This is a genomic window from Microvirga yunnanensis, from assembly GCF_025460875.1.
In genome coordinates this window covers 72,528-98,994 of sequence record NZ_JAMXFI010000011.1, presented here as the reverse complement: position 1 = coordinate 98,994, position 26,467 = coordinate 72,528, and the positions used below count along the sequence as shown (strand labels likewise).

Sequence of the window (26,467 nt, the reverse complement as noted above, 5' to 3'; positions counted from 1 at the left end):
CGGCTCACTCGACCGGGTTCGCCAGGGCGTTGACCGCCGCCGCCGCCATGGCGCTGCCGCCGCGCCGTCCGTGAACGACGAGATAGGGGACGCGGCGATCCCGGGCCAGCGCCTCCTTGGATTCCGCCGCCCCGATGAAGCCGACCGGGATGCCGATCACGGCGGCAGGCCTGGGCGCGCCGGCGTCGAGCATGTCGAGCAGATGGAAGAGCGCGGTCGGCGCGTTGCCGACCACCACGAGGGCGCCGTCGAGCCGCTCGCGCCACAGCTCCAGGGCGGCGGCCGAGCGCGTGTTGCCGTTCCGGCGGGCGAGGTCGGGGACGCGCGGGTCGTCGAGGGTGCAGATCACGTCGTTGCCCGCCGGAAGCCGGGCGCGGGTGATGCCGTTCGCCACCATCTTGGCGTCGCACAGGATCGGCGCGCCCCGCGCGAGGGCTGTTTCGGCCACGTCGGCGAAATCCGGCGAGAGCTCCACGTCCCTGGGCAGGTCGGTCATGCCGCAGGCATGGATCATGCGCACGACCACGCGCTCCGCCGTGCCGGAAAAGCCGGACAGGTCCGCCTCGGCCCGGATGATCGCGAAGGAGCGGCGATAGATCTCGGCCCCGTCCCGGATATAGGCGCGGCTCGTCATCGGGAGCGCTCCGGAAAGGCGGCGCCGAGGTCGTGGGAGGTCTTCGCAGGCATCAGGCGGATCATGAGCTCGTCGAGGGAGAGGTGAAGAAGGGGGGCGTCGCGGGTCGCGCCCTGGAGCACGACGTCATAGCGGCCATCGGGGCGCCCGGCCAGCGTCAGATCGGCGCTGCCCGGATGGGCGCAGCCTTTCGGGCAGCCCGAGACGTGAACGGTGACGCCCCTGGCCAGCAGGTCGGGGCAGGCCGCGGCGAGCCGGAGGGCGTCCGCCGGGGCGGGCGTCGCGGCGCCGGCGCAGTCCGGCCGTCCCGGGCAGGCGATCAGCGACAGGCGGGGATCGCCGGGATCGGTGACGAAGCCCGCCTGCCGGGCCTCGTCGAGAAGCGCCGGGACGTCCCGGTCCGACAATCCGGGCAGGAGGATGCCCCGGGTGAAGGACAGGCGGATCTCCCCCGTCCCGAAGCGCTCGCTCCACCCGGCCGCCTGGATCAGCTGCCCGGTGCGACAGCGGCCGAACGGCAGCGCGAGAAGCACGGCCCTGCCGTCGGCCGCGGAGAGGATCCCCGCGCGGGGGGGCGCCCCGCGCCGGAGCGTCGCGGGTCCCGGAGCCAGACCCGCGGATGCCGCCAGACCGTCCAGGAGGTCCGGGCCGAGGTCCCGCAGGCGGCGCGCCTCGGTCCCGCCCGTGCGCCGCAGGGCGGCAAAGCCTGCGAGGATCGCCCGGACGGCGTCCGGAGCGTCGGCCGGTGATGCCGTGCCGATGCCGCGCAGGTCCCCGGCCGAGGGCACGCCGAACGCGACGCCGCCGGTCCCGGCCGCCGTCAGGTGAAGATCCGCCCCGAGGCCGTCGAGGGGCATGGCGCCGCCGCCGTCGACGGCGACGAAGACCTTGGCCGGCAACCCGTCCCCGACCGCGCCCAGGCTCTCGACCGCCCGGGCCAGGGCCATGGGGTCGAAGCGGTCGAGCGGGTCGAGGCCGGCGAGCGGCGAGAGGACGGTCAGACGGTGCGGGCCGTCGCCCTCGGGCTCGGCCAGGCCCAGCCGGTCGAGGAGCGCGAGCAGGCCGGGATAGGTCTCGTCGCTCACGCCGCGGATCTGCAGGTTGCCGCGGGCCGTGATGTCGAGATGGCCGTTGCCATGGGCCCGGGCCGCCTCGGCGACGAGGCGCGCCCCTGCAGCCGTGAGGCCGCCGGCGAAGGGATGCAGGCGCACGAGCAGGCCGTCGCCGGTCGCCATGGGGCGGCGCACGCCCGGGCACCAGCCGCGGCGCCTCGTGTCGACGGGCAGGGCGTTCATTCGGCCGCCTCCTTGCGCTCATCGTCGAAGAAGGCTGCCACCGAATTGAGGCGGCTCTGCCACAGGCCGCGGCGGCGGGCCTCGGCGAGACGCGCCCGGATGGCCCGGGCGGCATCGGGATTGGAGGCTTCGATCCGCTCCCAGACGGTCCCGTCCGCCGTCACGGCCGTGAAGACGCAATCGAAGGCGGACGGCGCAACCGCGTCCGTCGTCGCCGCAAAGGCGAAGAGCGCGTCGACCGCCTGGGCGATCTCGGCCCCGCCGCGCCAGCCGTGCCGGAGCTGGCCTTCGATCCACCGCGGATTCGCGAGGCGGCCGCGCACGAGGCGGTCGATGTCCTCCGCCAGGGTGCGGGCCTTCGGCGCCTGCGGGCGGCTCGTGTCGAGGCTGTAGACGGCCGGGGCGGCGCCGAGCGACCGGGCGGCCGCCGCGAAGCCCCCGACGGCATCGGCGGCGGAATCCCCGTCCAGGATGTCGCGCTCGGCCACGTCGCTCACATGGACGAAGGCCTCCGCCTGCCCGACCCGCCGGGGAAAGCTGCCATCCTCCCGCGCCCCGCCGTCGGCCGTGAGCGCATGGGAGGTGCCGTCGAGATAGGTGCGGCCGAGATCGTCCCTCGCGTCCCAGTCCCCGTCGAGGGCCCGGGCCGACACGCCCGCCCCGTAGGTGCCGGGGGCGGAGCCGAAGACGCGGGACAAGGCCTCACCGCGCCGGCGCGCGGCCGCGAGCGCATTCCACTCGTCGTCCTCGTCGAGGGCCGCCACCGCGCGGGCGGCGGCGTCCAGCAGGGCGATCTGGTCCGGGAAGGTGTCGCGGAAGGCGCCGGAGACCCGCAGGGTCACGTCGGCGCGCGGCCGGTCGAGGAGCGGCTGCGGGACGATCTCGAACCCGGTCACCCGCGTCGAGGCATGGTCCCAGGTCGGGCGCACGCCCATCAGCGCCAGCGCATGGGCGATGTCCTCGCCGCCCGAGCGCAAGGTGGGGGATGCCCACAGATCCATGACGATCCGGCGCGGCCAGTCGCCTTCCTCCTGCAGGTGGCGGCGCACCACTTCCGCCGCCGCCCGCTGCCCAAGCTCGGTAGCGGCCCGGGTGGGGATGGCCCGCGGGTCGAGCGTCGCGAGGTTGCGCCCGGTGGGCAGCACGTCGGTCTGGCCCCGCGAGGGCGAACCGGACGGGCCCGGCGCGACGAAGCGGCCGTCGAGGGCCTTCAGCAGGCCCTCGCGCTCGCCGGCCGCGCAGGCCTCGAAACCGGCGGGAGCGTGGCCGAACACGTGCAGCCCGTCGCGGATCGTCACCTCGCCCAGGTCGCAGAGATGGGCGTCGAGCCGCGTCAGGGCCTCGTCCATCGGCATGCCGTCCCGGACCCCGCAGGCATCGGCAAGCCCGCTCGTCCTGGCGCGCTCCAGGATCTCGCCCGCCACGAGGGCGGCCCGGCCCGGATGGAGCACCTGGGCGGAGGAGAACTCCTCGACCAGCTCGCGCAGGGCCGCCGCCTCGCCGTGCAGGCCCGATTCCGCGACCTGCGGCGTGAGATGGCCCACCGTGACCGCCCCGATCCGGCGCTTGGCCGGCGCGGCCTCGCCCGGATCGTCGACGATGAACGGGTAGATCACCGGCACGGCCCCGACGGCGCGTCGCGGCCAGCAGGCGCAGGACAGCGCCACCGCCTTGCCGGGCAGCCACTCGGTGGTGCCGTGGGTGCCGAGATGGACGAGGGCATGGATGCGCTCCATCGTCCGCAACCCGAGATAGAACGCGAGATAGCCGTGGCCCGGCGGGCATTCGGGATCGTGATAGGCGCCCTTGCGGTCGCGGCCGTGGCCCCGGTCCGGCTGTAGGGCCACGAGGACGTTCCCGGCGCGGATCGCGCGGAACCGGAAGGCGCCGTCCGCAAAGGCGGGATCGCGCTCGGGGCCGCCCCAGCGGCCGTCGATGGCGGCGCGCTCGTCCGGCGCAAGCGTGTCGAGCCACGCCCGATAGGCGGCGAGCGGAACCGCGAAGGACGGCTCGCCTTCGGTCAGACGCGGCATCAGGCCGTCGGCCGTGACATCCCGCCCGGCCGCGTAGCGGGCTCCCTCGAGAAGGTCGAGGATCGCGCAGGCGCTCGCCGGGGTGTCGAGCCCGACCGCGAATCCGGCGCGGCCGCCGCGCGCCGGGTAATCGGACAGGACCAGGGCGAGACGGCGCTCGCGGCGCGGCGTGCGGGCAAGGCGCGCCCAGGCGGCCGCCAGGTCGGCCACGGCGTCGATGCCGGCCGGATCGGGGGCCTGCGCGCGGCGCGAGAAGGCGAGCGCCGGATCGGCGGGCTCCTCGGTCTTGAACGAGATGGGCGCCGCCGCGATGCGCCCGTCGAATTCGGGCAGGGCGATCTGCATGGCGAGGTCGGCCGCCGAGAGGCCGCGGGGCGACGCCTCCCAGGCGTCCCTGGCGCTGCCGACCGGGATCGCCTGCAGGATCGGGCAATCGGCCTCGTCGAGGACGAAGTCCTGCCCGTCGCGGGAGGAGAAGGCCGTGGTCGTCACGATCACGTCGGGGCGGCGCGCCCGGATCGCCCGGCGCACCACCGCGACGGCGTCCGGGTCCTTCAGGCTCGACACGGCCAGCACGAGCGGGTCGATGCCCCGCCCGGCGAGCGCGTCCGACAGGGCCTCGACGGCCCGCGTGTCGCCGGAGAGAACGGAGGAGCGGTAGACCACGAGATAGGCCAGCGGGCGCCCGGCCTCGATGCGGGCGAGGACGGCTTCGGGGGATGCGACGGTGTAGGCTTCGACGCCGGAGCCCGCCTTCCCGGTGGCCGCCGCATCGTAGGCTTCCCCCGCTGTCATGGCCGGGCTTGTCCCGGCCATCCCGATCGGAGGAACGCCGAGGTTCACAGGATCGGGATCACCGGGATAGGCCTGGAGATGACGTGAGGAGGGTGTCGGCTCCGGATGAGCCTGTCTCCCGAGATCGGATTCGGAGCCGGGCTCCCTGCCACCAGACGGACCCGCCGGCGCCCAGGCGAAAGCGCGCGGGGCCGCGCGGGGCGGCTCCGCCGCCGCATCGGACAGGCCGATCTCGGCCTCGATGCGGGCGAGCAGGCGGCGCATGTTGTCGATGCCGCCGGCCCGGAAATAGGCGTCGAGCTCGTCGCAGAGCGCCTCGGGAACGGTCGCGTAGGCCGAAAGCCGCGGATCGGCCCGGTCGTCGCCCGGCAGCACCGCGAGCTTCACCCCGTGGGCCCGGCAGGCCCGGGCCATGTGCTCGATGCCGTAGCGCCAGTAGTCGAGGCCGCCGAGGCAGCGCACGAGCACGAAGCGCGCCTTCGCGGCGGTCTTCTCGATATAGAGGTCGACCGAGAGCGGATGGCGCAGGCGGCGCAGGGAGGCGAGGCGGAGCGAGGCTCCGCCCGCCGCCGGCCTTCGGGCTTCCGCCAGGGCGCCGAGGTCGCTGTCCGCGAAGGACAGCACCACCACATCCCCCGGCGGCTGCTGGAGGTCGACGGCCTCCTGGCCTTCGTCGAGGGAGATCGCCGTGACCGGAAGGAGGTGCATGTCACCCGCGCAGCGCAGCCTCGACGGCCTTCAGGTCGAAGCCCTTGAGGCCGATCACCACCATGCGCCCGTCGCGGGTCTCGCCGGCCTTCCAGGGCCGGTCGAAGTGATGCGCGACGCGCGTGCCGACGCCCTGGACCACGAGGCGCATGGGCTTGCCGTCGACGGGCGCGAAGCCCTTGATCCGCAGCACGCCGTCAGCCTCCGCGGCGCGCTCGACGCGGGCGACGAGCGCCTCCGGGGTGGCGAATGCGCCGACCGGCACCGCGATGCTGTCGAAATCGTCGTGGTCGTGGTCGTCGGCGGTCTCGTGGTGCGAGGGGCGGGACTCGAGGTCCGCCTCCGCGGCCGCCCCGAGGCCGAGCAGGACCGTCGGGTCGACCCTGCCGTGCGCGGTCTCGATCACCTTCACGGCGCGGGGCAGGTGCTCCTCGATCTCGGCCAGGACCTTCCCCCGGTCCCCGGCGGCCATCTGGTCGGTCTTGTTGAGGATGATCAGGTCGGCGCAGAGAAGCTGGTCCTCGAACACCTCTTCCAGCGGGTTCTCGTGATCGACGGAGGAATCCGCCCGGCGCTGCGCCTCCAGGGCTTCCGGATCCTCCGCGAAGGCTCCCGAGGCCACGGCCGGCCCGTCGACCACGGCGATCACCCCGTCGACCGTCACCCGGGAGCGGATGTCCGGCCAGTTGAAGGCGCGCACCAGCGGCTTGGGCAGGGCGAGGCCCGAGGTCTCGATCAGGATATGCTCGGGCGGGTTCGGCCGGTCGAGCAGGGTGTTCAGGGCCGGGACGAAATCGTCCGCCACCGTGCAGCACAGGCAGCCGTTGGGCAGTTCGACGATGTCCTCTTTCGTGCAGCCCTCGATGCCGCAGCCTTCGATGAAGGAGCCGTCGAAGCCGAGGTCGCCGAACTCGTTGACGAGAACCGCGATGCGGCGTCCGCCCGCATTCTCGAGGAGGTGGCGCACCAGGGTGGTTTTGCCGGCACCGAGGAATCCGGTGACGATGGTGCAGGGGATCTTGCTGAGATCGCTCATAGGTTGAGCCTTTCGGCGGCCTCGGTCAGGCCGCGCTGCTGGTCTTGATCGGGGGGATGCGGGCGACGACGCCCTTGCGGAAGGCCTCGGGCCGCTCGCGCCACGGCACGAGGCCGTCGGACGTGGCCGCGTAGCGCCGCACGCCGTCGAGGATCGTCTCGACGGAGGTCTCGGCGTTCAGGTCGCCGTAGATGTAGGTCCAGCGTCCGGGAGCCGAGACGGCGATCGTGCAGGGGCGCTTGCACACGGACAGGCACTCGACCGCCTCCACGCGCACCTTGGGCGCATCGGGCCGGGCGAGCGCCTCCGCGAGGGCCCGGTGCAGCACGGCGCCGGGCCGGAGCGCCTTGTCGTCCGGGCCACCCGCCTCGCGGCAGGTGACGCAGACGTGCAGGCAGATCTCCTGATGGCAGATCTCCTCTTGCGATGAGGTCATGGGCTAAACGGCCTTGTGTTCGCCGGGGACGGGAGCAGCCTGAGTGGGGAGGCCCGATCTCGTGCGATCGACGTGCTGCACCCACGACCAGCCGAGGGCAAGTCCGAGGGTTGCCCAGAAGGCGAACGCAACGGCGAGGGAACGGGCCGCGAATTGCGCGGCAAGCACGGCCGGGACGTCGCTCGATGCCGCCTCTGCATGCGGGGCTCCGATGAGGTGGGGGAGCACGATGGCGACGAGACCGATGCCGATCGCCGCGTTGTGTCGCATCTGCGTGATCAGATAGAGGCCGAGCCCCGTCGCAAGGGTGGTGCCGATCCACCAGATCTGCCGCTGCGCAAGGTGTGCACCTCCCATTCCCGGAAGCTCCGGAGGCAACCCGACGGCGGGCGCGAGGTTGACCGCGAGAAAGCCGCCGATGGCCCACCGCAGGGCCGTCTGCGGGTTGAGCTCGCGACCGGCAGCCAGCATCAGGGCTGCGAGAATCGCCGCATAGCCGACGCCGCTGACCAACGTGGCAAGAGCCGTGAACGCGATCCGGGGCAATCCCTCGCCGGGCTCCCAGCCACCCTCGTCCGCACCGTCGGCGGGGGCGTGACCCGTATGGGCCAGATGCAGCAGGCCGCCGTATCCGGCGGCATGCGCCTCCGGCGCGGCGGCCTTTTCATAGGTCTCGGCCTGGAGAATCAGGGGAGACGTCAGGAAGACCTGGAGGGTCGCAGCCACGCAGGCAGCCAGAAACCCTGCGACCAAGGCCGCCTTCAAGACCCGCAATGTCATGGCGATCCCCTTTAGTGGCAGGGGAAGTTATGCGAGTGGCGCCAATCGTGCGACGCGTTGTGCAGGGCTTCAGGCGAGGCGAAGCCCGAGATGAAGACGAGCGCAAGGCCGAAGGTCGCCGCCGTCAGGATGGCGACGAGACGTTGAGACGAAGCGGTGACGGAAACGTGATGGGTCAGGGTCGACATGGATACCTCTCGGCCACCCCTCCGGCGGCATTTGGGTTGCACGATGACGGCAGGTCTCCTGGCTCACGGGTCGATGCTTTGCGCTACCGCCTTCCCGGAACGTGGTTCCAGTGGCATTTGGAGCGAAGGCTCGCCGCTTACAGTTGCGGGGGCAGCCGCGGTGTCTCACCGCATTCCCTTTTCACCCCGTTGCCGGGGCACCGTCCCGTCCATGCTTACCGGGGCGGCGGGCATCTTTCAAGCCTGAGCGTTGCGGATCGGCCGGCCTTGAAATCGCGCCTGAGCCTGTTCATGGTGCGGCCCACTCGGGCGAAGGCGGGATCGGGATGACCCAGGACATCGGGATGAGCAAGGACGACGAGGCGCGCCACCGCGCCAAGATGATCAAGCGCAAGGAGGTCCAGGACCGGGAGGTGGCCTCGAAGACGGTCGAGAAGGGGCTCCTGATCGTCCATACCGGTCCCGGCAAGGGCAAGTCGACGGCGGCCTTCGGGCTCATGCTGCGGGCGCTCGGGCGCGGTTTCCGGGTGGGGGTGGTGCAGTTCATCAAGGGCGCCTGGGAGACCGGGGAGCGCCTGGCCCTCGACCGGTTCTCCGACCAGGTCGAATGGCACACCATGGGCGAGGGCTTCACCTGGGAGACCCAGGACCGCTCCCGCGACGTGGCCGCGGCGGCGCGCGCCTGGGACAAGGCGAAGGACCTGATGACCCGTCCGGACCTCCGCCTCCTGGTGCTCGACGAGCTCAACATCGCGCTGCGCTACGAGTACCTGGATCCGGCCGAGGTGGTCGAAACCCTGACGCGGCGCCGGCCCGGTCTTCACGTGGTCGTCACCGGGCGCAACGCGAAGCCTGAGCTCATCGAGGCGGCCGACCTCGTCACCGAGATGACCCTGGTGAAGCACCACTTCGCGGCCGGCGTGAAGGCGCAGGAAGGCGTCGAGTTCTAGATGCGCGCGCTCATGGTGCAGGGCACCGGCTCCAACGTGGGCAAGTCCCTCCTGGTGGCGGGCCTGTGCCGGGTCTTCGCGCGCCGGGGCCTGACGGTCCGGCCGTTCAAGCCGCAGAACATGTCGAACAACGCCGCCGTCACGGCCGACGGCGGCGAGATCGGCCGCGCCCAGGCCCTGCAGGCGCGCGCCGCCGGCGTGGCGCCGAGCGTCCACATGAACCCGGTCCTGCTCAAGCCCCAGAGCGAGACCGGCTCGCAGGTGGTGGTGCAGGGCCGCGTGGTCGGCAGCGCCCGGGCGCGGGAGTACCAGTCCTGGAAGCCCCGCCTCATGGCGGCCGTCCTCGACAGCTTCGGGCGGCTCTCGGCCGAGGCCGAACTCGTCCTGGTCGAGGGCGCGGGCTCGGCCTCCGAGGTGAACCTGAGGGCCGGCGACATCGCCAATATGGGCTTCGCCCGCGCGGCCGGCGTGCCGGTGGTGCTCGTGGGCGACATCGACCGGGGCGGCGTGATCGCGAGCCTCGTGGGCACCCGGGCGGTGCTCGACGAGGCGGATGCTGCGATGATCCGCGGCTTCGTGGTCAACCGCTTCCGGGGCGACCCGTCCCTGTTCGAAAGCGGCATGGACTTCGTGGCCGGGCGCACCGGCTGGCCGGCGCTCGGCCTCGTGCCGCATTTTCCCGACGCCGCGCGCCTGCCCGCCGAGGACGGCCTCGGCCTGCGGCGCGAGGGGCGGAAGGGCGCGGTGGCGATCGCCGTCCCGGTGACGCCCTGGATCTCCAATTTCGACGACCTCGATCCCCTGCGCGAGGAGCCCGGGGTCGAGGTGGTACTGGTCGAGCCCGGACGCCCGCTGCCCGCGGAGGCCGCGCTCGTCCTGCTGCCCGGCTCGAAGACCACCATCGACGACCTGCTGTTCATCCGTCAGCAGGGCTGGGACGTCGATCTCAAGGCGCATGTGCGGCGGGGCGGGCGGGTGCTGGGCCTGTGCGGCGGCTACCAGATGCTCGGCCGGCGCATCGAGGATCCCTTCGGCATCGAGGGCGAGGCGGGCCGCGCGGTCGAGGGGCTGGGCCTTCTGGACGTGGCGACCACGCTCACCGCGACCAAGCGGCTCGAGGCGGTGACCGGAGCCACGCTCGCCGACGACGCGCCGCTCGCGGGCTACGAGATGCATCTGGGCGAGACGGCGGGCCCGGATGCGGCGTCGCGCCCCTTCGCCCGGCTGGCGGGCGGGCGGCCGGACGGCGCCGTCTCGGCGGACGGCCTCGTGACCGGAACGTATGTCCACGGCCTGTTCGCGGATGACCGCCAGCGGGCGCGGTGGCTCGCCCTGCTCGGGGCCGAGCCGAGCGATCTCGCCTATGAGCCCCTCGTGGACGACATCCTCGACCGCTTCGCCGACCACCTGGAGACCCATCTCGACTGCGACCGGCTCCTCGCCCTCAGCGCGCGATGAACCGGGCAGCGAGGGCCATTACCACGGCGAGACCGAACAGGAGCGCGCAGGCGGTGCGGTAGAGGGCGAGGGCCCGGTCGACGTCCTCCGCCCGGGCCTCGGCGCGCCCGTCGCCCATCCAGCGGTCCTCGACCCGCACGTCGCCATACACCCGGGGGCCCGCGAGGCGCAGGCCCAGGGCCCCGGCCATGGCGGCCTCCGGCCAGCCGGCATTGGGCGAGCGGTGATGGGCGGCGTCGCGCCGGACGGCCTGCCAGGCCTTCCGGGCCGACGCGCCGGGATGGAGGGCGGCCGCCGCGATCACGAGCAGGGCCGTCAGGCGCGAGGCGGGCAGGTTCACGAGATCGTCGAACCGGGCGGCCGCCCAGCCGAAGGCCTCGTGCCGGGGCGTCCGGTGGCCGATCATGCTGTCGGCGGTATTGGTCGCCTTGTAGAGGGCGGCGCCGGGCAGCCCGCCGAGGCCGAGCCAGAAGGCCGGCGCCACGATGCCGTCGGAGAAGTTCTCGGCCAGGCTCTCGATGGCCGCGCGGGCGACCCCCGCCTCGTCCAGGCTCTGCGGGTTGCGCCCGACGATCATCGCGACCGCCCGGCGGCCCCCGTCGAGGCCGCTCTCGCGCAGACCCGCCGAGACCGCCGCCACATGCTCGTGCAGGCTGCGCTGGGCGATCAGCGTGCCGGAGAGAAGGGCCAGGATCGCAAGGCCGATGGGGCCGAGCGGCAGAAGAGCCGCTTGGAGCATCCACGCGGCGGCTCCCGTGACGGCCAGGAGCAGCAGCAGGGCGAGAACGCCCGCGGCGCGGCGGCGGCCGAACGACCGGCCCTCCCGGTTCAGCCCCCGGTCGAGCCCCTTGATCAGATGCCCGATCCAGGTGACGGGATGGCCGATCCGCGTGTAAAGGCGGGAGGGATAGCCGAACGCCGCCTCGGCCGCGAGGGCGAGGCTCAAGGTGACGAGGCTGTCGGAGAGGATCATGGGGCGATCGGTGGGTGAAGCGGATGAGTGACGCGGGGATCTGGCATGGGGGCGATCTGGACGTGGCCCGGCGGCTCTTTCCGGACGCGCCCGACCCGTGGATCGACCTGTCGACGGGGATCAACCCCATAGCCTATCCGGTGCCGCCCTTGCCAGCCCGTCTGTTCGAGCGGCTGCCCGCGCCCGCCGATCACCGGGATCTCGAGGCCGCCGCCGCCGAAGCCTATGGCGCGCCCGATGCCGCCATGGTGGTGGCCGCGCCGGGAACGCAGGTTCTCATCGGCCTGTTGCCGGCCCTGCGCGCCCGGTCGCGCGTCGCCATTCTCGGGCCGACCTATGCCGAGCATGCCCGGGCCTGGCGCGGGGCCGGGCATGACGTCATGGAAGTCGCCTCGCCCGACCGGGCCGGAGAGGCGGATGTCCTCGTCGTGGTGAACCCCAACAATCCCGACGGCCGCCTGCTGTCCCGGGCGCTCCTGCTCGACCAGGCCGAGCGCCTGCGGGCGCGTGGCGGCTGGCTCGTGGTCGACGAGGCCTTCGCGGATTTCGCCGCCGGCGAGACGCTCGTCCCGGTGCTCCCGGACAACGCGGTCGTCCTGCGCTCCTTCGGCAAGACCTATGGGCTCGCCGGCGTGAGGCTCGGCTTCGCGGTCGCGGCCGGCGATGCGGCCGGGACGCTGCGGCGGGTGCTGGGACCCTGGTCGGTTTCGGGCCCGGCCATGGAGGTCGGACGGCGGGCGCTGCGGGATCGTCCATGGCGGCTGGTTGCCCGGGAGGCACGGGGCCGGGATGCCCGCCGCCTCGATGCGCTCCTCGAACCCCGCTCCGAGCAGCCGCTGGCCGGGACGGTCCTCTACCGGCTCATGAGCGGCGGACGCGCCCCGGACCTGTTCGCGCATCTCGGACGGCACGGCATCTGGGTCCGACGGTTCCCGTTCGACCCGCGCCTTCTCCGCTTCGGCCTGCCGGGCTGCGACGAGGCTTGGCGGCGTCTCGAAGCCGCGTTCGCCAGCTTTGTCTGAGAAGCCCAGTTGAATCCGAGACAAAGAAAAAGCCGCGTCCGATCTTTCGATCGAACCGCGGCTCGAGCCCGTGCTTAGCCCCCCAGGCACGGTAGTCTTGGAAAAATATCTTTGGTGACTGTTGTTGTGAATTGCCCCGCATCAATGGGTTCATTTTATAGCCTCGGGCGGGCTCGAAAAGAAATAGTGGAATATACGTAATTCCAATGGTCAAGCTTACTTGCGCGACCGGTATTGCCAAGTTTTCGAAAGCAGCTTCGGAACCCCTGTCGAGATTTCGGCAGGAATGTTATTGTTCGCTCAGGCTTGGCTTTGGCTCCCGCCGGTCCGGTCGGTGTCCGTATTCCGGGCGGTGGCCCAAGCGAGTGTCGCAAGTCGGTGTCGCAAGTCGGTGCGGTCGTGGCCGCACAAGTCCGATCACGTTCGGCAGGAGCTGCGGTTCGATGTCGTCCGGTCATATCGAGAGGAAGATGCTCAGGGCCTGGAACACGCCTGGACTGGCTTCGGTCGGGGCGTTTCTCGGGATCGGCATGGCGACAATCCATCAGGTCCACCACGTGATCCTCGACAACCTTCCGGAGCAGAGCGCGGTGGTCCACATCTTCGGGGAGCTCTTCGCCGCGACGGCCTTCGGCGCCGTGGTGCTGGCCGGGATTTCCGAGGTCCGGAACCGCCTCGTGAGACTGGTAGGCTGACGGGCCAGGGTCACGGGTCGATGTCGAGGCGCAGCCGGATCTTCTCGGCCGGCATCTCAAGGATTTCGGCCAGCTGTTGGCGGGCGTCCGCAAGAACGCTCTCCGTCAGGGCGATCAGACCCTTCGGAACGCCCGCGAGGGCGGAGGGAGGCTCCGGCGGCTGGACGTCGTCCGGCGCGTCGTCCGAACTGTCCGACAGCCCCTGAAGGTCCGCCTGGAACATGACCCCGTGGGTCTTGCCATTCGACCACATGAGCTGAACCGGCATGGTCTGCTCGAGGGCGGGAATGAGCAGTTCGAACTGCTGCGGGAGTTCGATCGCGGCCGGAAGCCAGATCCGGGCTCCCGTCGAAGAGATGTCCCGCAGCGTGCATTGAAGGTGAGGCGCTTCCCGGCCGAGGACGATCCTTCCCTCCAGGATCGAGGGGAGACGCTCGCTCTGGCGACGATCTCGCATGTATGAACCTTTCGACGCACTTCTGCCGAAAATAGCACCGATCGATCGATGCAGAATAGAAATCCCGCAGATAGGCTTAAGATCGTTCAACCGGGGCGAACGGTTCCCGGGCTCGCGGTCGGTGGCCGCGAGAGCGCCCGATGCCCCCTTCCTTGAGCGGCGCGTCGTTCGGTTCGCACCACCCTTCCCACGTCATGCCTTCCCACGTCATGGCCGGCCTTGTGCCGGCCATCCCGATTGCTTGAAGCGCCGCGCCTCTCGCATCGAGATCACCGGGACGAGCCCGGTGATGACGTGGAGGGGAGAGACGGCCATCCCGATGGTCCGATGCTCTAGCGCTTCAGGCGCTTCACGTTGGCCCGGACCTTCCGGCGGTATCCCTTCACGACCTTGTGGGGCGAGCCCCCCGCCGCGAGCGTCGCCGCCGCCTCCGCGAAGGCGGTGACCTTCTCGGTGACCATCAGGAGGTTTTCCGCGTGCGAGCCTTGGCCCATGGCGGCACGGGACACGCGGGTCCAGATCACCATCTGGGCCTCGAAGGCCAGCATCGTGGTATCCGTCGCGAGTTTCATCCAGGGTAAGAGCATCGGAGGTCCTGAAGGGTGGCAGAGTATTGGCAACTGTGCGGCTCGCATTCGGTTCGCCGGCCGTGACAAAGAAAGACTATGCCATCGAAGTGCTGTCGGATGGTTTCATAAATGATGAGGCCTGTCCGGAATAGTGAGCGGGGATTCAGGGGGAATTTCAACGCTTCAGATTGTCAATTAACATAGGTGAATACCAGAATGGGGTTCAGCCCCATGGCTTTCAGCGTTCTCGAGGGGATGCGTAATGCCCCGCTATTACATTGATGTCAGGAGCCATTTCGGCATCGATGAGGATCCGAGTGGCGTCGAGTTGCCGGACATCGCGGCCGCCAGGAGCGAGGCCGCGAGAGTGGCCGAGAGGCTTCTGAAGAGCTGGGCCGGCATGTCGCCGCATTACAGCAGCGAGATCATGATCGAGATCGTCGGGGAGGATCTCCGCCCCGTTCTCATCATCCCCTGGATGGACGCGACGTCGACGTCCGACGAGTAATTCTCGACCCTCACCGGGAATCCGGCTTGAGCTGACGCAGCGCCTCGTCGTGCGTTTCGAAGATCCTGAACACCCGGTCCATCGCGGTCAGCCGGAACAGCTTCTGAACCTGGCTGCTGGGCGCCACGATCCCGATGTCGCCGTCGGCTTTCCGGGCCGCCTTCAGGGCGGCGACCAGGGCGCCGAGACCGGTGCTGTCCATGAACGAGACATGGGCCAGATGCAGGGCGAGCCTGACATTGCCGCCGGCGATCGCCGATGAGATCTGCTGTTTGAAGCTCGGCGCCGCGGCGGCGTCCAGGCGGCCTTCGATGTTGACCAGGGCTGTTCCCGCGTCCTGCGCAGCCAGCTCGATGTTCATGCGCTCCCCCTTCAGGATTACTCCAAGCGGCGTAGATCAACGCACGATCTCAGATTTCGATCCTGGAGCATAGGACGTGAAAAGTGGACGCATGTTTGAGGCCGGACCCGATGCTCCACTCTTGGCTGGCGCGTCGTACGGGTCGCGAGCGTGGCTCGCTTTCGTCCGCACGATGCGCTCGGCAGTCTTCCGGCCGGGATCACCGGGACAAGCCCGGTGATGACGTGAGAGGGTGGCATGAGCGGGTGATGATACCTTCCACACGCCATGGCCGGCCTTGTGCCGGCCATCCCGATTGCTTCGGGCTCAGCGCGTCAGACAAGCGGGATCGCCGGGACGAGCCCGGTGATGAGGGGGAGGGGAGAGACGGCCAGCCCGATGGTCCGATGCTCCCATCTTGAAGCGGCGCATCGTTCGGGGCGGACCCGCTTTCGTCCGCACGATGCGCTGATGGGAACGGAAGGATGGGAGGTGGCCCGGGCTTACGGGCTGCTGGCCCAACTCGCCAGGGCGCTTTCCGGGTTCTGACCGAGCGGCGTCGCCACGGTCACGGGTGCGGGAGGCGTGGCTCGGGTCATGCAGACCTGCATGTGAGCCTTGCGGGCATCCTTGATCTCGGCCCGGTAATCGGGCAGCGACAGGTTCCGTGTCCGGAAGATCAGCCGCGTTTCCTTGTAGCAGGCGTTCCACCGGGCTTTCCCCTCGGGAGACGATGCCCAGCGCCGGTCCTGCGCGGAGACGCTGCCCGAAGCCAGGACGGTGCAGGCCAGCATGGCGAAAGTGAAATAGCGCATCGGCGAGGCTCACGGTGTGAGGATCGGCTCATGGGCGGAGTATAGCCGACTGCCATCCCAGGTGTCTCACGACACGGGCAGGGCAAAAGTGGTCACACTTTTGCTCCATCGTCGTCGGGACGATTGCAGCGCGGGCCGTTGAGCGGCGACGAACGTCGGAAGAGCGATCTCACGCCATGGCGAAACCATGGGCGCCGAAACCCAAGGACGGTCGCATGCACCGATGCGCCGCTCAACGATACGAGCATTGATTTGGATGCGCTAAGGGAGTTGGGAGCACAGGAGGAGGGCCGTGACGGCCGCCGTCAGGGCCGCAGCGATCAGGCCCTTGTCGATGAGATGGGCCGGCAGGGCAGTGCGCGGGAGCGTTCGCTTTACCACATCAAGGCTCGATGGCTGGGACGTCACAGGCTGTCTTACCTGTGGCGGGCGCCCGGCATGTCAACACCATGGTCATCGATCCTGTTTCCACACGGGCAGGAGCTGGGAGAATTTGCCCCGGATGATCTCGTAGCACTCGCAGGCCGTCTCTTCGAGGCCGCGGCGATCCAGGATGGTGATGCTGCCTCTGCTCTGGTTGATGAGCCCGGCCTCGTGGAGGCTCCGCGTGACGGCGCTCACGGTCGAGCGCTGGACCCCCAGCATCTCCGCGAGAAACTCGTGCGTCAGGGGCAGTTCGTCCGAGCCCCACCGGTCGCGCGTGCTGAGAATCCAGCGGCAGCATCGCGCCTCGACGCCGTGCGTGGCGTTGCAGGCGACGCTCTGGAGCGTCTGCGCCAGCAGGGCCTCGGTGAACCGCAGGATGAGCTGCTGAACGTTGGGCCGGGTCTTGAAGGCATCGTGCATCAGGTCCAGGTCGATCCGGGATGCCGTTCCGGGGATCTGGACGATATAGCGTCCGAACGAGTTGCGGGACACGAAGGCGCTGACGAAACCGAAAAGGGATTCGCACCCGAACGTGGCCATCTCGGCCGACTTGCCGTCGATCATGACGGTCACGAGAGACACCACCGCGCTGTGAGGGAAGTAGGTATACTGGATCGCCTGGCCCGGCTCGTAGATCACGTCGCCGCGCTGACAATCCACGAATTCGAAATGCGGCTCCAGATACGCGAAATCCTCGTCGTCCAGAGCGGCCAGGAGCCGATTGGATCGGTGAGGGCTGTCCATACGAACCTGCGTCACGGGGGACGGTCCTGTTCTGAACAGGCTTCATTCTACCACACTGGATGGTCCAGCGCATCGGACGGACCCAGCGGGTCCGCGGCCGCGATGCGGGAACCGCGCGGGCATCGCCGCCCGCAGGGCGGCGCGCGATCTCATTCGATCACCACGTCGGCGCTGCTGAGAAGCGTCGGCGGCACGGCGATGCCGAGAGCGCCGGCGGCCTTCAGATTCACGAACAGCTCGACTTTCGTGACGAGCTGAACGGGAAGATCGGCCGGTTTCTCCCCGTTGAGAATCCGCCCGGCATAGATGCCGGTGCGGCGGTGCGACTGGGTGAAGTCTCCGCCGTAGCTCATCAGCCCGCCCGCGTTCGGGAAGTCGCGGGACTGCGTGATCGCGGGCACGCGATAGCGGGTCGCCAGCGCGGCGAGGCGCTGGCTGCGGAACGCGAAGTAGGGATCGGACGTGAACACCAGACCGCCGGCATCGAGCCCGGCGACCGTCGAGAACAGGCCTTCGAACTCGGCTTCGTCGCTGGTGCTCAGAACATGAAGCCGTACGCCGAGGGCGTCGGCCGCCGCATGGAGGTTCTTCAGCTGGGAATCGGCCGTCGGGCTCGTGGGGTTGACGGCAACGGCGAACACGGTCTCGTCCGGCAGCAGCTCGCGCATGAATTCGAGCCGCTTGCGCGAGACTTCCACGCTCAGGCTCGACACGCCCGTGAGATTGCCCCCGGGCCGGGACAGGCTGTCCACGACGCCCAGCGCGACCGGGTCGCCGCCCATCTCGAACACGATGGTGATCGTGCCGGTGGCCGATTTCGCCGCCAAGGCGGCCGGAGCGCCCCCGGCCGCGACGATGACCGCGGGCTTGCGCGCCGCCAGGTCGGCCGCGAGAGCCGGCAGGAGCTTGTACTGCCCCTGCGCCCAGCGATACTCGATGGCGACGTTGCGGCTCTCTGAATATCCGGTCTCGCCGAGGCCTTCGCGGAACGCCTTGAGGCGGCTGGCGAAGGGTTCGGGCGATTCCGGGCCGAGATATCCGATCAGGGGAATCGCGAGAGGCTGGGCGCGGACGGGACGCGCCAGCGTGGCCGCGCCGAGCCCGGAGATGAAGTCGCGGCGCCTCATCGGGCCGGTATCCGTGCGCGCGAGGCCGCGAACGATCATGGGGTCTCTGCTTCGAACGGCCATCGCGCGTCACCTCGATGCGTCCAGGGGCCCCACAACCCGGCCTCATGATAGCCGCATTGCTCGCGTCCCGAAACCGGCCGGAATGTCAGCCTATCGCGTCACGGGGCATGGGCCGCGTGGCGGCGTCCGGGCTGCCTGCAACGGGCTCGGGGCAGGCGGGCGGCTGTGCGAAGGGCACCCCATAGACGGGCATCTTCTCGTCGTAGCCCTTGATCGAGCGCAGCCCCAGCGACGCGATCGCGCGCTTGTCCGTCACGGCCTCGGCGACGGCCACATCCGCGAGGATCTCCCCGTCGGCCGCCGAGGCGCACAGGCGCGCGGCGAGGTTCACGACGCTGCCGATGGCCGTGTAGTCGAACCGGCTTTCGTACCCGATCCGCCCGACGGTCGCGGGCCCCATGGCCAACCCGATTCCGAAGCCGATCCGATGGCCGCGCCCGCTCCAGCCGACGATGAGGTCCTGGACGCTGCGCTGCATGTCCGCCGCCATGTCGACGGCCCGGAGGGCGGGGTCGTCGATCGGCACGGGTGCATTCAGAAGCAGCATCAGGCCGTCCCCCGAAAAGCTCGTCAGCGTCGCGGCGTTTCTCGTGATGATCTGCCCGAGGGCATCGTAATATTCCGACAGCACGTTCATCACCTCGTCGGGCGTCGCCTTCGCCGAGAACGCCGTGAACCCGCGCAGATCGCAGAACACCACCACCACCTCGGTGCGCCGTCCCTCGAGCACGCTGTCGTCTCCCTTGCGGTCGACGAGCTCGGCGACCTGGGGCGCCAGGAACCGCTTCAGCTTGGCGATCCGCTCCTGCCGCTCCTGGGAGACGGCGAGCTCCGCCGCCATGATGTTGAAGCTGTCCGCCAGCCGCTGGAGCTCGTCGCCCGTCCCGATATGGATGCGATGCTCGAAATGGCCGGCGCCGATCCGCTCGGTGCCCTCCTCGAGCCGCCGGATCGGGTCGGTCATCCGGCTCGCCAGCACATAGGCCAGGAGGCCCGCGAAGGCGGCGCCGGCGAGCAGAAGGCCGCCGGTCCGCCACAGGGCGGCATAGATGGGCCCGAACGCCTCGGACAGGGGCTGCTCGACGACGATCGTCCAGTCGGGCCCGGGCACGGGAGCGGCCGCGGCGGCGATCGCCTTCCCCTGGCCGTCCGTGCCCGTGACGACGTCCGTTCCGGCCTGCCCGATCAGATCCCGGAGCGCCCGGAACGGCGCCAGGGTGGCCTCGTCGGCTCCGCGCAGCACGAGGCTGATGTCCGGGTGGGCGATGAGCCGGCCCGGCCCGTCGAGCAGGAACGCGGTGCCCGTCCTGCCGACCTTGATGGCCGAGATCACGTCCCAGATCAGCTTCAGGTTCACCTCGGCGACGACCACCCCGACGGACGCGCGGTTGCCCGACATGGCGACCGTCAGGTACGGCTCGGAATCGCGGTAGTAGCGGACCGGTCCGTACCACAGGCGGGTGGACCGGGCTCCGGCGACGGCCTCGTTCTCCGTGCGGTTCGCGCGGCTCTCGGTCCGGTTCAGTCCGATGCGCGAGACATAGAGCCGCTCGCGCCCGGCGCCGTCCACCAGGGTGAGGCTGACGATGGCCGGCACCTGCCGCATCAGGCGCAGGGCATCGATCCGCCGCTGCTCGTCGGGTTCCTCCGTCCAGGAGAGCTGGACGAGGCCCCCGAGCTGGTTGGTGATGCCCTCGAGAAACCCCTGGATCTTGACGGCCGCCGATCGCGCCTCGACCGCGAGCAGCTGGTCGAGGGTCGCCCGTTGATCGCGATAGCTGAACCAGGCCTCGCTGACGCCATTGGACGCCAGGGGAATGACCACGGCGAGATACAGCACGAGGAAGTATTTTTGGAACAGCCCGCTGAACCGGAGGCGGCGCCCTGTCATGGCCGGCTGCGCCTCGGCCGGTCCCGCCGGAAACGGGCAGGCCGGGCGAGGGCGGGGCGCGTGCGGTGCGTCGACACGGAAGGCAAGGCGATCATCGAGAGCCCTCGACCCGTCATGGTCGCATGCCCTGGATTATGAAGCCGGGCCGGGCATCCCGCCAGTGGTTTGTTCTCCCGCGGCCGTCGCGACGGCGAGCCACCACTGTTGCAGGCGCGCTACACAAAAAAGAGAAAGGCAGCCGAGCTGCCCTTTTGTGCTTGCTGCTTTTTCGTGCACAAAGTACTTTATTGCAATGCAGCACGGTGATTGGCGTTACCGTCCTGCGCGCCCTTCTTGGGCGTTTCCTCCCTAAACTTCGGGCCGCATTCGTGCGGCCCTTTTTCTTGTTGGGGGAGGTTATTCACGCTCCCCGTTTCGGGCAAGCCAAATTCTGCGGCTCTTACGTACGTCAAAAGTATAGCCTCGCTCGCGACGCCCGGAGGCGGCGGCCGATCCGCTCTTCGGCAAGAGGAGCGCCGGACGGTGCGCCGCTCAAAGGCTTGAGCATCGGATGCGATCCCGAAAGTGCATTCCACTTTCGGGTCCGATGTTCTAGGGATGGCAGGGAACTGGGGTTGGGGGATGATGATGGACGGGAGCGATCAACTCGGCTCCGCCGTGACGCTCGGCATTGTGCTGGCTGTCGGCGTGGCGCTGGTCCTGCTGCTCGTAGGGCTCGTTCGGGCCGTCTGGCGCTGGATGATCGGAGGTACGCGGTCGGCCAAGGGGGCTCGGAAGCAGGAGCCCAGACTCGACCCGGTCGAGCCGATCGGCCCGGCGGGAGTCACCGCGTCGGATCTGTTCGTGGTCCGGTCGAACCTCAATGCCATCGCCCGGCAGGTCGAGGATCTGGAGCGCAGGCTTCGCCTCGAGGGGGCCGGGAGCGCGAAGGACATGGCCGCCACCCGCGATTGACCGGGCCGGCCCGGACACCCTCCACACGTCATGGCCGGCCGGTCATCACCCGCCTCGTGCCGGCCATCCCGATCCGGTGAGCGGCGCCCCTCGTATCGGGATCACCGGGACAAGCCCGGTGATGACGTCGGCGGATGAGACACCCGGCTCGCACCACCCTCCCGTCATGGGACCTCGGGCATGATCCCGTCCGGCCTGTCGGACGAGGACGGCGGCCGTGCCGACGTCAAACCACGAACAGATCGTGATGGGTCAGAGCCGTTCCCGGCTTCACCCGGGCGAACTCGATCGGCGCCCCGGATCCGGATGCATCGGCGTCGTAGGACAGGGCGCCCGAGCTCCTGTCGTAGAGAACGTGGTCGTTCCTGTCCTTCGCCTGGGAGCCGAGGGCGAAGAACGCTTCCTTCAGTTGCGCGGGTTGCGAGAGCGTGCCGTTGCCGAGCTTGCTGAAAATCTTGTTGTCGAGCCAGATCCTGTCCTGGCCCGGCTTGAAGTCCGTGATCGTGTCCACATTGACCGCGCGACCCGCCGCGGATGTCCCCGGTTTCGAGTCGAACACGAAGACGTCCTTTCCGGCGCCGCCGGACAGAACGTCGTTGCCCGGTCCGCCGGAGAGCGTGTCGTTGCCCGCTTTCCCGTGCAGAGTGTCGTTCCCGGAACCGCCCTTGATCGTCGCGACGGCGGCCTTCTGCAGGCTCGCTTTCGCCATGGCCTTGTGCGAGACCGACAGGGCGTAGAACGAGGTCTGTCCGTACCCGGTCCCTTGCGTCTCGTTCACGCCCAGATAGGCGCCGGCCTTGAAGTAGAAGGTGTCGGACTGCCACACGCTGTTGATCTTGCTGACCGACTTGTAGGTCTGGCCGTCGGCCTTGACGGTGACGACGAGCTGATCGCCCTTCGCGCTGATCGAGTAGGAGAAGCGTTCGTTGAGCGACACCTGCGGCTGCTTGCCCGCGGCATTGTGAAAGTAGAACTTGGTTTCGCTGTTCTTCGGGCCCGCCTGATCATTGACGAAATAGACCCGGCCGTTCTCCCAGTTGAGACGGACCAGTTCTTCGTCCTGGCCGTGGATCTGCCCGACGACGATCCGTCCGGGCGTTCCGTCGAACTTGGTCGGCGCATGATCGACCGTCAGCGTGGCGGTCATGACGCCGCCTTTCGAAAGCCTCCATGCGGCACGCTCGGAACCGATCATCTCGCGCAACTCGGACCGGGCGAACTTGGAGCCTTTCGTCGTGGCGCCCTCGACCGGGGCCACGAACGTCATCGCCCCGTCGGGGCCGGTGTAGAAATATTTCGAATGTTCGTAAGAGGAGAGATTCTTCACCTCCCGCGAGGTGCCCTTGAAGCCGCCGCTGCCGTCGACGGGAAGGCCGATCTTCCAGTCGGAGAGATCGAAGTTTTGGCCGGGAGCCGTCTTGGGGTCGAGTGCCATGGAAACAATACCGATGCCGAAAGCCCGCAGCTTATGGCATCAGGATGTCTCCAGCCTGTCTTTCCGTCCGGGATGGTTACCGGGACGGCGGAACGACCCCGATCATCGGCCGGACCCGGCAACGGCGCCGGGCCGCACGATGTCTCGAACCGGCTATGGGTTGCGCGCCCAGCTGGACAGAGCCGTCTCCGGGTTCCGGTCGGTCGGCACGGCCAGCTGCACGGGAGCCGGGGGAGTCGCACGGGTCATGCACTCCCTCATGTGGGACTGGCGGGCGGCCTTGATCGACTGCCGGTAATCGGCGAGCGAGAAATTGTAGGTTTTGTAGTTGAGCCTCGTTTCCCGGTAGCAGGCGTCCCACCGCGCCTTGCCTTCGGGGGTGGAAGCCCAGTTTCCCGGCTCGGAGGAGGCATCCAGAGACACGAGGGCGGTGACGGTGAACACTGCAAGCGACAACAAACGCATTCCGAACTCACGCAGTTGAACGATGATGACCTGGTGAGCAAACGGCTCGCGGCGGCGCGCGTTCAGGCCATGCAAGAGAAAAAAAGGATAGGCACTACCCCGTCGGAGGCACTGCCCCGATGTCGCCCCGCATGGGCTGCTCCATGGATCGCCCCAGGGACCGCCCCAGATACCGCCCCTTGCACGGGGCGCTCGACAGCGGATCCGATGCTCACTTCCTTGAGCGGCGCATCGTTCGGGCCACTCGCGTGGCCCGCTTTCGTCCGTCCGATGCGCTAGGCCACCGCCCGGTCGCGTCCCGTCCGCTTGGCCCGGTACAGCGCCGCGTCGGCCCGCGCCACGAGGGTGTCGGCGCCGTCCGGATGGTCCGGCCCTGCCGACGCGACCCCGATGCTGGCGGTCACGACGCCGTTGATCCCGCCCGGGTGCGGGAGTGCGGCCGAGGCGAGCCTTTCCCGGATCAGCCGCGCGACCTCCAGGGCCCCGGACTCGTCGGTGTCGGGCAGGATCAGGGCGAATTCCTCGCCGCCGTACCGCGCCGCCAGGTCGTCGGGCCGGCGGGCAGCCTCCGCCAGAAGGCCGGCGAAGCGCCGGAGCGTCTCGTCCCCGGCCTGGTGGCCCCGGCAGTCGTTCAGCCGCTTGAAATGATCGAGATCGAGCATCAGCAGCGACACGGGGCGTCCGGTCCGCTGACGCCGGCGCCAGGCGCGATCGAGGGCGGCATCGAAGGCGCGGCGGTTGGCCAGTCCCGTGAGGCCGTCCGTCTCCGCCAGGCGCTCCAGCTCCTGGTTGCGCCGCCACAGCTCGAGCTCGTCCATGGCGATGGAGCCGAGATCTCCCAGGGGCGCCAGGTCGAAGGCTTCTGCCGCCTCCGGCTCCCGCTTGAGAATGCAGAGCGACGCGACGGCGGCGCCGTTCTCGGTCGTGAGGGGAACCCCGGCATAGAACCGGAAGGGGAGCTGCGGAACGACCGGATGGCCGGCAAGGCGCGGATCCGTCGCGAGGTCGCCGATCACCAAGGGCTCGCCGGAGGCGATCACGAGCTGGCAGATCGACCGGTCCCGCTCGATCCAGGGCGCGACGCCATCTCCGCGCACGGATTTCATCCACTGGTATCGGTCGTCCATGAATCCGAGGAATGCCACATCGGCCCCGTAGAACTGGGCCGCCAGCCGCGTGATCCGGTCGAACCGTTCCTCGCGCGGCGTATCGAGAATTCCGCAGGAATAGAGAAAGTCGAGCCGCTCTGCTTCATTGGAGGGCTCGGGAGGCACGGCAAACACGTTGGAATTCCAGTCCGGCAACAAGGGGAAACCGAGAGAGGCTTCCATATCGCAGTTGCCGCGAAGGCGCCATCGCCCACGCGCCGCCATTGTCGCGAGGTCCGATGAGACGACGATCCTGTCGACGTCGTGGCGCACCGCTGGCCGGCGGCGGGAAAATTAGCCGCGCCTGGTCCCGTTGAGGAGAGTCAGGCGCGGCCCCGGCCCGTATTTGCCCCTACGGGAGCCCGTTAACTAAAAATTAACCTTGACCGGAATGCGGCTTCGCTTCGGAGTTTGTGGGACGATTCTGTGAAGCGCGCTTCCGTGGCCGTCATGGCGGCTCAGCGGCGGCGAATGGGCGGGGGCTTTTCAACGGGGCTTCACAAAAGGAGAGCGCCCGTCGTTCCAGGGCGCTCCAAGTTCCGACCCGTAGGGGCAAATCTAGGCCGGTTGCCTCGTTGTAGCCGCCTCTTGCTCCCGTGTCTGTCGGGTCCACGACAGTTCTGAACAAAAGCTGTCCGTTTGCGGAATTTTTCGTGTATGGAGCATTGGATCCGATCCCAAACCTGGGTCCACTTGTCCCGTCCGATGCTCTAGCCGCCTGAGTCTGCGGATCCTGACCCTCTCCACGTCATCACCGGCCTTGTGCCGGTGATCCCGATTGTTTGAGGCGCGGCGCTTTTCCGCATCGGGATGGCCGGCGAGGGGCGGGTGATGACCGGTCGTCCGTGACAGGTGGAGGGTGTCGGCGCCGGTTTAACGGCGAACCGGATCCACTTTTCACGTCCGAGGCTCTACGGCCGCGACTTCGACTTCGCCACCACGATGACCGGTTCGGGCTTGAGGGCATGCGTCACGAAGCCGAACGTGATCCCGATCAATGTTCCGAGGACGATGATGAGCCTGAACTCGCGCCAGTTGGTTCCGGCATTCTCGCTGTGTTTCGTGGACATGGACGCATCCCGCAGGCCGACTCCGCGTCAGTAGCATGCCGCAACGGTATTGCCGATCGCCCGAAAGGGGTAGACAGGGAGGTCGCCCGGGCTAGCGCATCGGACGGACCCAGAGGGCCGCGTCAGCGAAAAGTGGGCCCGGTATTCGCTTGCGCGGCCCTTCGGGTCATTAGCGTGGCCCTTCGGGTCGCTTGCGCGGCCCGCTGGGTCCGCCTGATCCGATGCGCCGGTCAAGAGAAGGAGCCTCGGATGAATCCCAAAAGTGGTGTCCACTTTTCACGTCCGAGACTCTAGGGCGTCGCGGAAGGGCGCGCCCTCTGGTGCGCCGCGGGGGCGGCCGTGGATTGCGGCTGAGCCGAAAGGAACTTGGCGAACTCACCGAACGCGAGCCCGATCACCAGCCCAAGGACGATGACGATGGGCAGATCGTACCATGGGCGTCCAGTGATCAACGGAATCTCCATCGGCTGACGGATCGCCCGGGCGGTCGGCACGGTCGCAGCGCCGGCCGGGGACTCTGGAACTCTGCCGGAGGCAAGTCAATGGAGCGAGCTCAATGGAACGCCCCCGCAGGAGGCGGCGCGATGCGCGGGGCCGCGGGCGCCGACGGACGGATGCGGGTTCGATCCTTCTATTGGTTCGCCGTCACGGTCGGTGAGGTCCGGCCACCGAGGGAGGCCCACGCCAGGCCCTCGTCGCCCTCGCGCTTGATGTAGGTATAGCCGGTCTTGTGCCACGGCAGGATGGCGTTGCGCTTGTTGTCGAGGATGAAGTCCCCGCGGTCGGTGCGCGCCATCATGACCGCGTGGCCGGCGCCGTCCTCGTCGATGACGACCGTCATCCGCAGGGCCCGGTGCGGGAAGCCGGCCTCGACGAGGCGCTTGCGCTTGACGAGCTGGTAATCCTCGCAATCGCCGTAGCCGTCCTCGGCGAAGTCCCAGACGTCCTCGATGCCCCAATGGTCGGAATCGGTCCTGGCCTTGATCGTCGCGTTGACCTGCTGGTTGACCCGGTTGAGAATCTGCCAGGTCTTCGCGGTCAGCTCGATGGTGGCGGGCTCGGACGGGTCGACCGCGCATTCGGACGGGTTTTGCTCGCAGAAGCGCACCCAGCCCATGATCGGCTTGGCGGCTCCCACCTTGGCGACCGGCTGCGTGACGGTCGGCAGGATGCTTCCGGTCTGCGTCTGCGCCTCGGCGGAAGCGGCCGCGACGGTCAGAGCGACGCAGACGGCGGCGAACCGGATCGCATGCCTGGACAATGGCCGAACGCTCAGAAGCTCGAAGAGAGGTCGCCGCATTGCCCCCACCGAAATGCCGTTAAGGATTTGTTCATCAAACCTGACACGGCGCGCCGGCGGCGCTCAAGGCGAAAGTTAAGCAAAGGTTAACGGGCCGCATCGGGGCCGCTGCGCGGCCGGCCGGCCGGCCGGAACGTTATCGCGCATCCACC

The 26,467-nt window shown here is 69.2% G+C and carries 27 protein-coding genes and 1 riboswitch; of the genes, 6 read left to right on the top strand and 21 right to left on the bottom strand.

Going from position 1 to position 26,467, the window contains the following annotated elements; all coding sequences use genetic code 11:
- Positions 1-4: 4 nt before the first annotated feature.
- The 7 genes from NF876_RS08155 to NF876_RS08125 are packed head-to-tail and all read right to left on the bottom strand — an operon-like array spanning position 5 to position 7,905.
- A complete protein-coding gene (locus NF876_RS08155) occupies positions 5-634 on the bottom strand; it encodes a precorrin-8X methylmutase (RefSeq protein ID WP_262268303.1) in 630 nt (209 codons plus the stop codon).
- Positions 631-1,929: a precorrin-3B synthase gene (gene cobG, locus NF876_RS08150; RefSeq protein WP_262268302.1), complete on the bottom strand. Its 1,299-nt coding sequence runs from the start codon at positions 1,927-1,929 to the stop codon at positions 631-633. Before cobG ends, NF876_RS08155 begins: the two co-directional genes overlap by 4 nt.
- Entirely contained in the window at positions 1,926-5,465 is a 3,540-nt protein-coding gene (gene cobN, locus NF876_RS08145; RefSeq protein ID WP_262268301.1) for a cobaltochelatase subunit CobN, read from the bottom strand. Before cobN ends, cobG begins: the two co-directional genes overlap by 4 nt.
- 1 nt (position 5,466) lies before the next feature.
- Complete coding sequence (gene cobW, locus NF876_RS08140) at positions 5,467-6,501, bottom strand: cobalamin biosynthesis protein CobW (protein ID WP_262268300.1); 1,035 nt, start codon at positions 6,499-6,501, stop codon at positions 5,467-5,469.
- 25 nt (positions 6,502-6,526) lie between these two features.
- Complete coding sequence (locus NF876_RS08135; protein WP_262268299.1) at positions 6,527-6,937, bottom strand: DUF1636 family protein; 411 nt, start codon at positions 6,935-6,937, stop codon at positions 6,527-6,529.
- A gap of 3 nt (positions 6,938-6,940) precedes the next feature.
- The gene (locus NF876_RS08130; RefSeq protein WP_262268298.1) at positions 6,941-7,717 is read right to left on the bottom strand and encodes a CbtA family protein; all 777 of its coding nucleotides are present in this window, start codon (positions 7,715-7,717) and stop codon (positions 6,941-6,943) included.
- An 11-nt stretch (positions 7,718-7,728) separates the two neighbouring features.
- Entirely contained in the window at positions 7,729-7,905 is a 177-nt protein-coding gene (locus NF876_RS08125; RefSeq protein WP_262268297.1) for a CbtB domain-containing protein, read from the bottom strand.
- 31 nt (positions 7,906-7,936) lie between these two features.
- Positions 7,937-8,124: riboswitch (cobalamin riboswitch) on the bottom strand.
- Positions 8,125-8,249: 125 nt separating this feature from the next.
- Here NF876_RS08125 and cobO point away from each other — a divergent pair.
- Together cobO and NF876_RS08115 are read left to right on the top strand one after the other, a co-directional pair.
- Positions 8,250-8,855 carry a cob(I)yrinic acid a,c-diamide adenosyltransferase gene (gene cobO / locus NF876_RS08120; protein WP_262268331.1) on the top strand — a complete coding sequence of 202 codons (606 nt, stop codon included), beginning with the start codon at positions 8,250-8,252 and terminating at the stop codon, positions 8,853-8,855.
- Between the two features lie 12 nt (positions 8,856-8,867).
- Positions 8,868-10,313 (top strand): cobyric acid synthase, encoded by a 1,446-nt coding sequence (locus NF876_RS08115; RefSeq protein ID WP_262268330.1) that lies wholly within the window; start codon positions 8,868-8,870, stop codon positions 10,311-10,313.
- Here the strand turns inward: NF876_RS08115 and cbiB are convergent.
- Positions 10,300-11,286 (bottom strand): adenosylcobinamide-phosphate synthase CbiB, encoded by a 987-nt coding sequence (gene cbiB, locus NF876_RS08110; protein ID WP_262268296.1) that lies wholly within the window; start codon positions 11,284-11,286, stop codon positions 10,300-10,302. The genes NF876_RS08115 and cbiB overlap by 14 nt on opposite strands.
- 23 nt (positions 11,287-11,309) lie before the next feature.
- Here cbiB and cobD point away from each other — a divergent pair, with 23 nt between their 5' ends.
- The gene (gene cobD / locus NF876_RS08105) at positions 11,310-12,308 is read left to right on the top strand and encodes a threonine-phosphate decarboxylase CobD (protein WP_262268295.1); all 999 of its coding nucleotides are present in this window, start codon (positions 11,310-11,312) and stop codon (positions 12,306-12,308) included.
- Positions 12,309-12,751: 443 nt separating this feature from the next.
- Positions 12,752-13,003: a hypothetical protein gene (locus tag NF876_RS08100; RefSeq protein WP_262268294.1), complete on the top strand. Its 252-nt coding sequence runs from the start codon at positions 12,752-12,754 to the stop codon at positions 13,001-13,003.
- A gap of 10 nt (positions 13,004-13,013) precedes the next feature.
- Here NF876_RS08100 and NF876_RS08095 read toward each other — a convergent pair whose 3' ends face one another.
- Positions 13,014-13,460: a PilZ domain-containing protein gene (locus NF876_RS08095; RefSeq protein ID WP_262268293.1), complete on the bottom strand. Its 447-nt coding sequence runs from the start codon at positions 13,458-13,460 to the stop codon at positions 13,014-13,016.
- A gap of 332 nt (positions 13,461-13,792) precedes the next feature.
- Positions 13,793-14,047 carry a hypothetical protein gene (locus NF876_RS08090; protein ID WP_173949164.1) on the bottom strand — a complete coding sequence of 85 codons (255 nt, stop codon included), beginning with the start codon at positions 14,045-14,047 and terminating at the stop codon, positions 13,793-13,795.
- 244 nt (positions 14,048-14,291) lie between these two features.
- Here NF876_RS08090 and NF876_RS08085 point away from each other — a divergent pair, with 244 nt between their 5' ends.
- Positions 14,292-14,537: a DUF6894 family protein gene (locus NF876_RS08085; RefSeq protein WP_262268292.1), complete on the top strand. Its 246-nt coding sequence runs from the start codon at positions 14,292-14,294 to the stop codon at positions 14,535-14,537.
- Between the two features lie 10 nt (positions 14,538-14,547).
- On the opposite strand, the gene NF876_RS08080 is transcribed toward NF876_RS08085, so the two are convergent.
- The 5 genes from NF876_RS08080 to NF876_RS08060 form a co-directional block, all read right to left on the bottom strand.
- A complete protein-coding gene (locus NF876_RS08080) occupies positions 14,548-14,898 on the bottom strand; it encodes an STAS domain-containing protein (RefSeq protein ID WP_262268291.1) in 351 nt (116 codons plus the stop codon).
- Between the two features lie 482 nt (positions 14,899-15,380).
- Entirely contained in the window at positions 15,381-15,692 is a 312-nt protein-coding gene (locus tag NF876_RS08075; protein WP_262268290.1) for a hypothetical protein, read from the bottom strand.
- A 453-nt stretch (positions 15,693-16,145) separates the two neighbouring features.
- Positions 16,146-16,877, bottom strand: coding sequence for a Crp/Fnr family transcriptional regulator (locus NF876_RS08070; RefSeq protein WP_262268289.1), 732 nt, complete (start codon positions 16,875-16,877; stop codon positions 16,146-16,148).
- Positions 16,878-17,011: 134 nt separating this feature from the next.
- Entirely contained in the window at positions 17,012-17,989 is a 978-nt protein-coding gene (locus tag NF876_RS08065) for an ABC transporter substrate-binding protein (protein WP_262268329.1), read from the bottom strand.
- A 148-nt stretch (positions 17,990-18,137) separates the two neighbouring features.
- A complete protein-coding gene (locus NF876_RS08060) occupies positions 18,138-19,943 on the bottom strand; it encodes a cache domain-containing protein (protein WP_262268288.1) in 1,806 nt (601 codons plus the stop codon).
- A gap of 627 nt (positions 19,944-20,570) precedes the next feature.
- On the opposite strand from NF876_RS08060, the gene NF876_RS08055 reads away from it, so the two are divergent.
- Positions 20,571-20,897: a hypothetical protein gene (locus NF876_RS08055; RefSeq protein WP_262268287.1), complete on the top strand. Its 327-nt coding sequence runs from the start codon at positions 20,571-20,573 to the stop codon at positions 20,895-20,897.
- Positions 20,898-21,123: 226 nt separating this feature from the next.
- Here NF876_RS08055 and NF876_RS43120 read toward each other — a convergent pair whose 3' ends face one another.
- From NF876_RS43120 to NF876_RS08020, 6 genes are all read right to left on the bottom strand, one after another.
- Positions 21,124-22,332, bottom strand: a complete 1,209-nt coding sequence (locus tag NF876_RS43120) for a polysaccharide lyase family 7 protein (RefSeq protein ID WP_315975013.1) — start codon at positions 22,330-22,332, stop codon at positions 21,124-21,126.
- A 153-nt stretch (positions 22,333-22,485) separates the two neighbouring features.
- On the bottom strand, positions 22,486-22,797 hold the full coding sequence (locus NF876_RS08040; protein WP_262268286.1) for a hypothetical protein: 312 nt from the start codon (positions 22,795-22,797) through the stop codon (positions 22,486-22,488).
- Between the two features lie 275 nt (positions 22,798-23,072).
- Positions 23,073-24,080 carry a sensor domain-containing diguanylate cyclase gene (locus NF876_RS08035; protein ID WP_262268285.1) on the bottom strand — a complete coding sequence of 336 codons (1,008 nt, stop codon included), beginning with the start codon at positions 24,078-24,080 and terminating at the stop codon, positions 23,073-23,075.
- A gap of 776 nt (positions 24,081-24,856) precedes the next feature.
- Positions 24,857-25,015, bottom strand: a complete 159-nt coding sequence (locus NF876_RS08030; RefSeq protein ID WP_262268284.1) for a hypothetical protein — start codon at positions 25,013-25,015, stop codon at positions 24,857-24,859.
- Positions 25,016-25,305: 290 nt separating this feature from the next.
- Positions 25,306-25,467, bottom strand: a complete 162-nt coding sequence (locus tag NF876_RS08025; RefSeq protein ID WP_262268283.1) for a hypothetical protein — start codon at positions 25,465-25,467, stop codon at positions 25,306-25,308.
- Positions 25,468-25,646: 179 nt separating this feature from the next.
- Entirely contained in the window at positions 25,647-26,315 is a 669-nt protein-coding gene (locus tag NF876_RS08020; protein ID WP_262268282.1) for a transglutaminase-like cysteine peptidase, read from the bottom strand.
- Positions 26,316-26,467 lie beyond the last annotated feature (152 nt).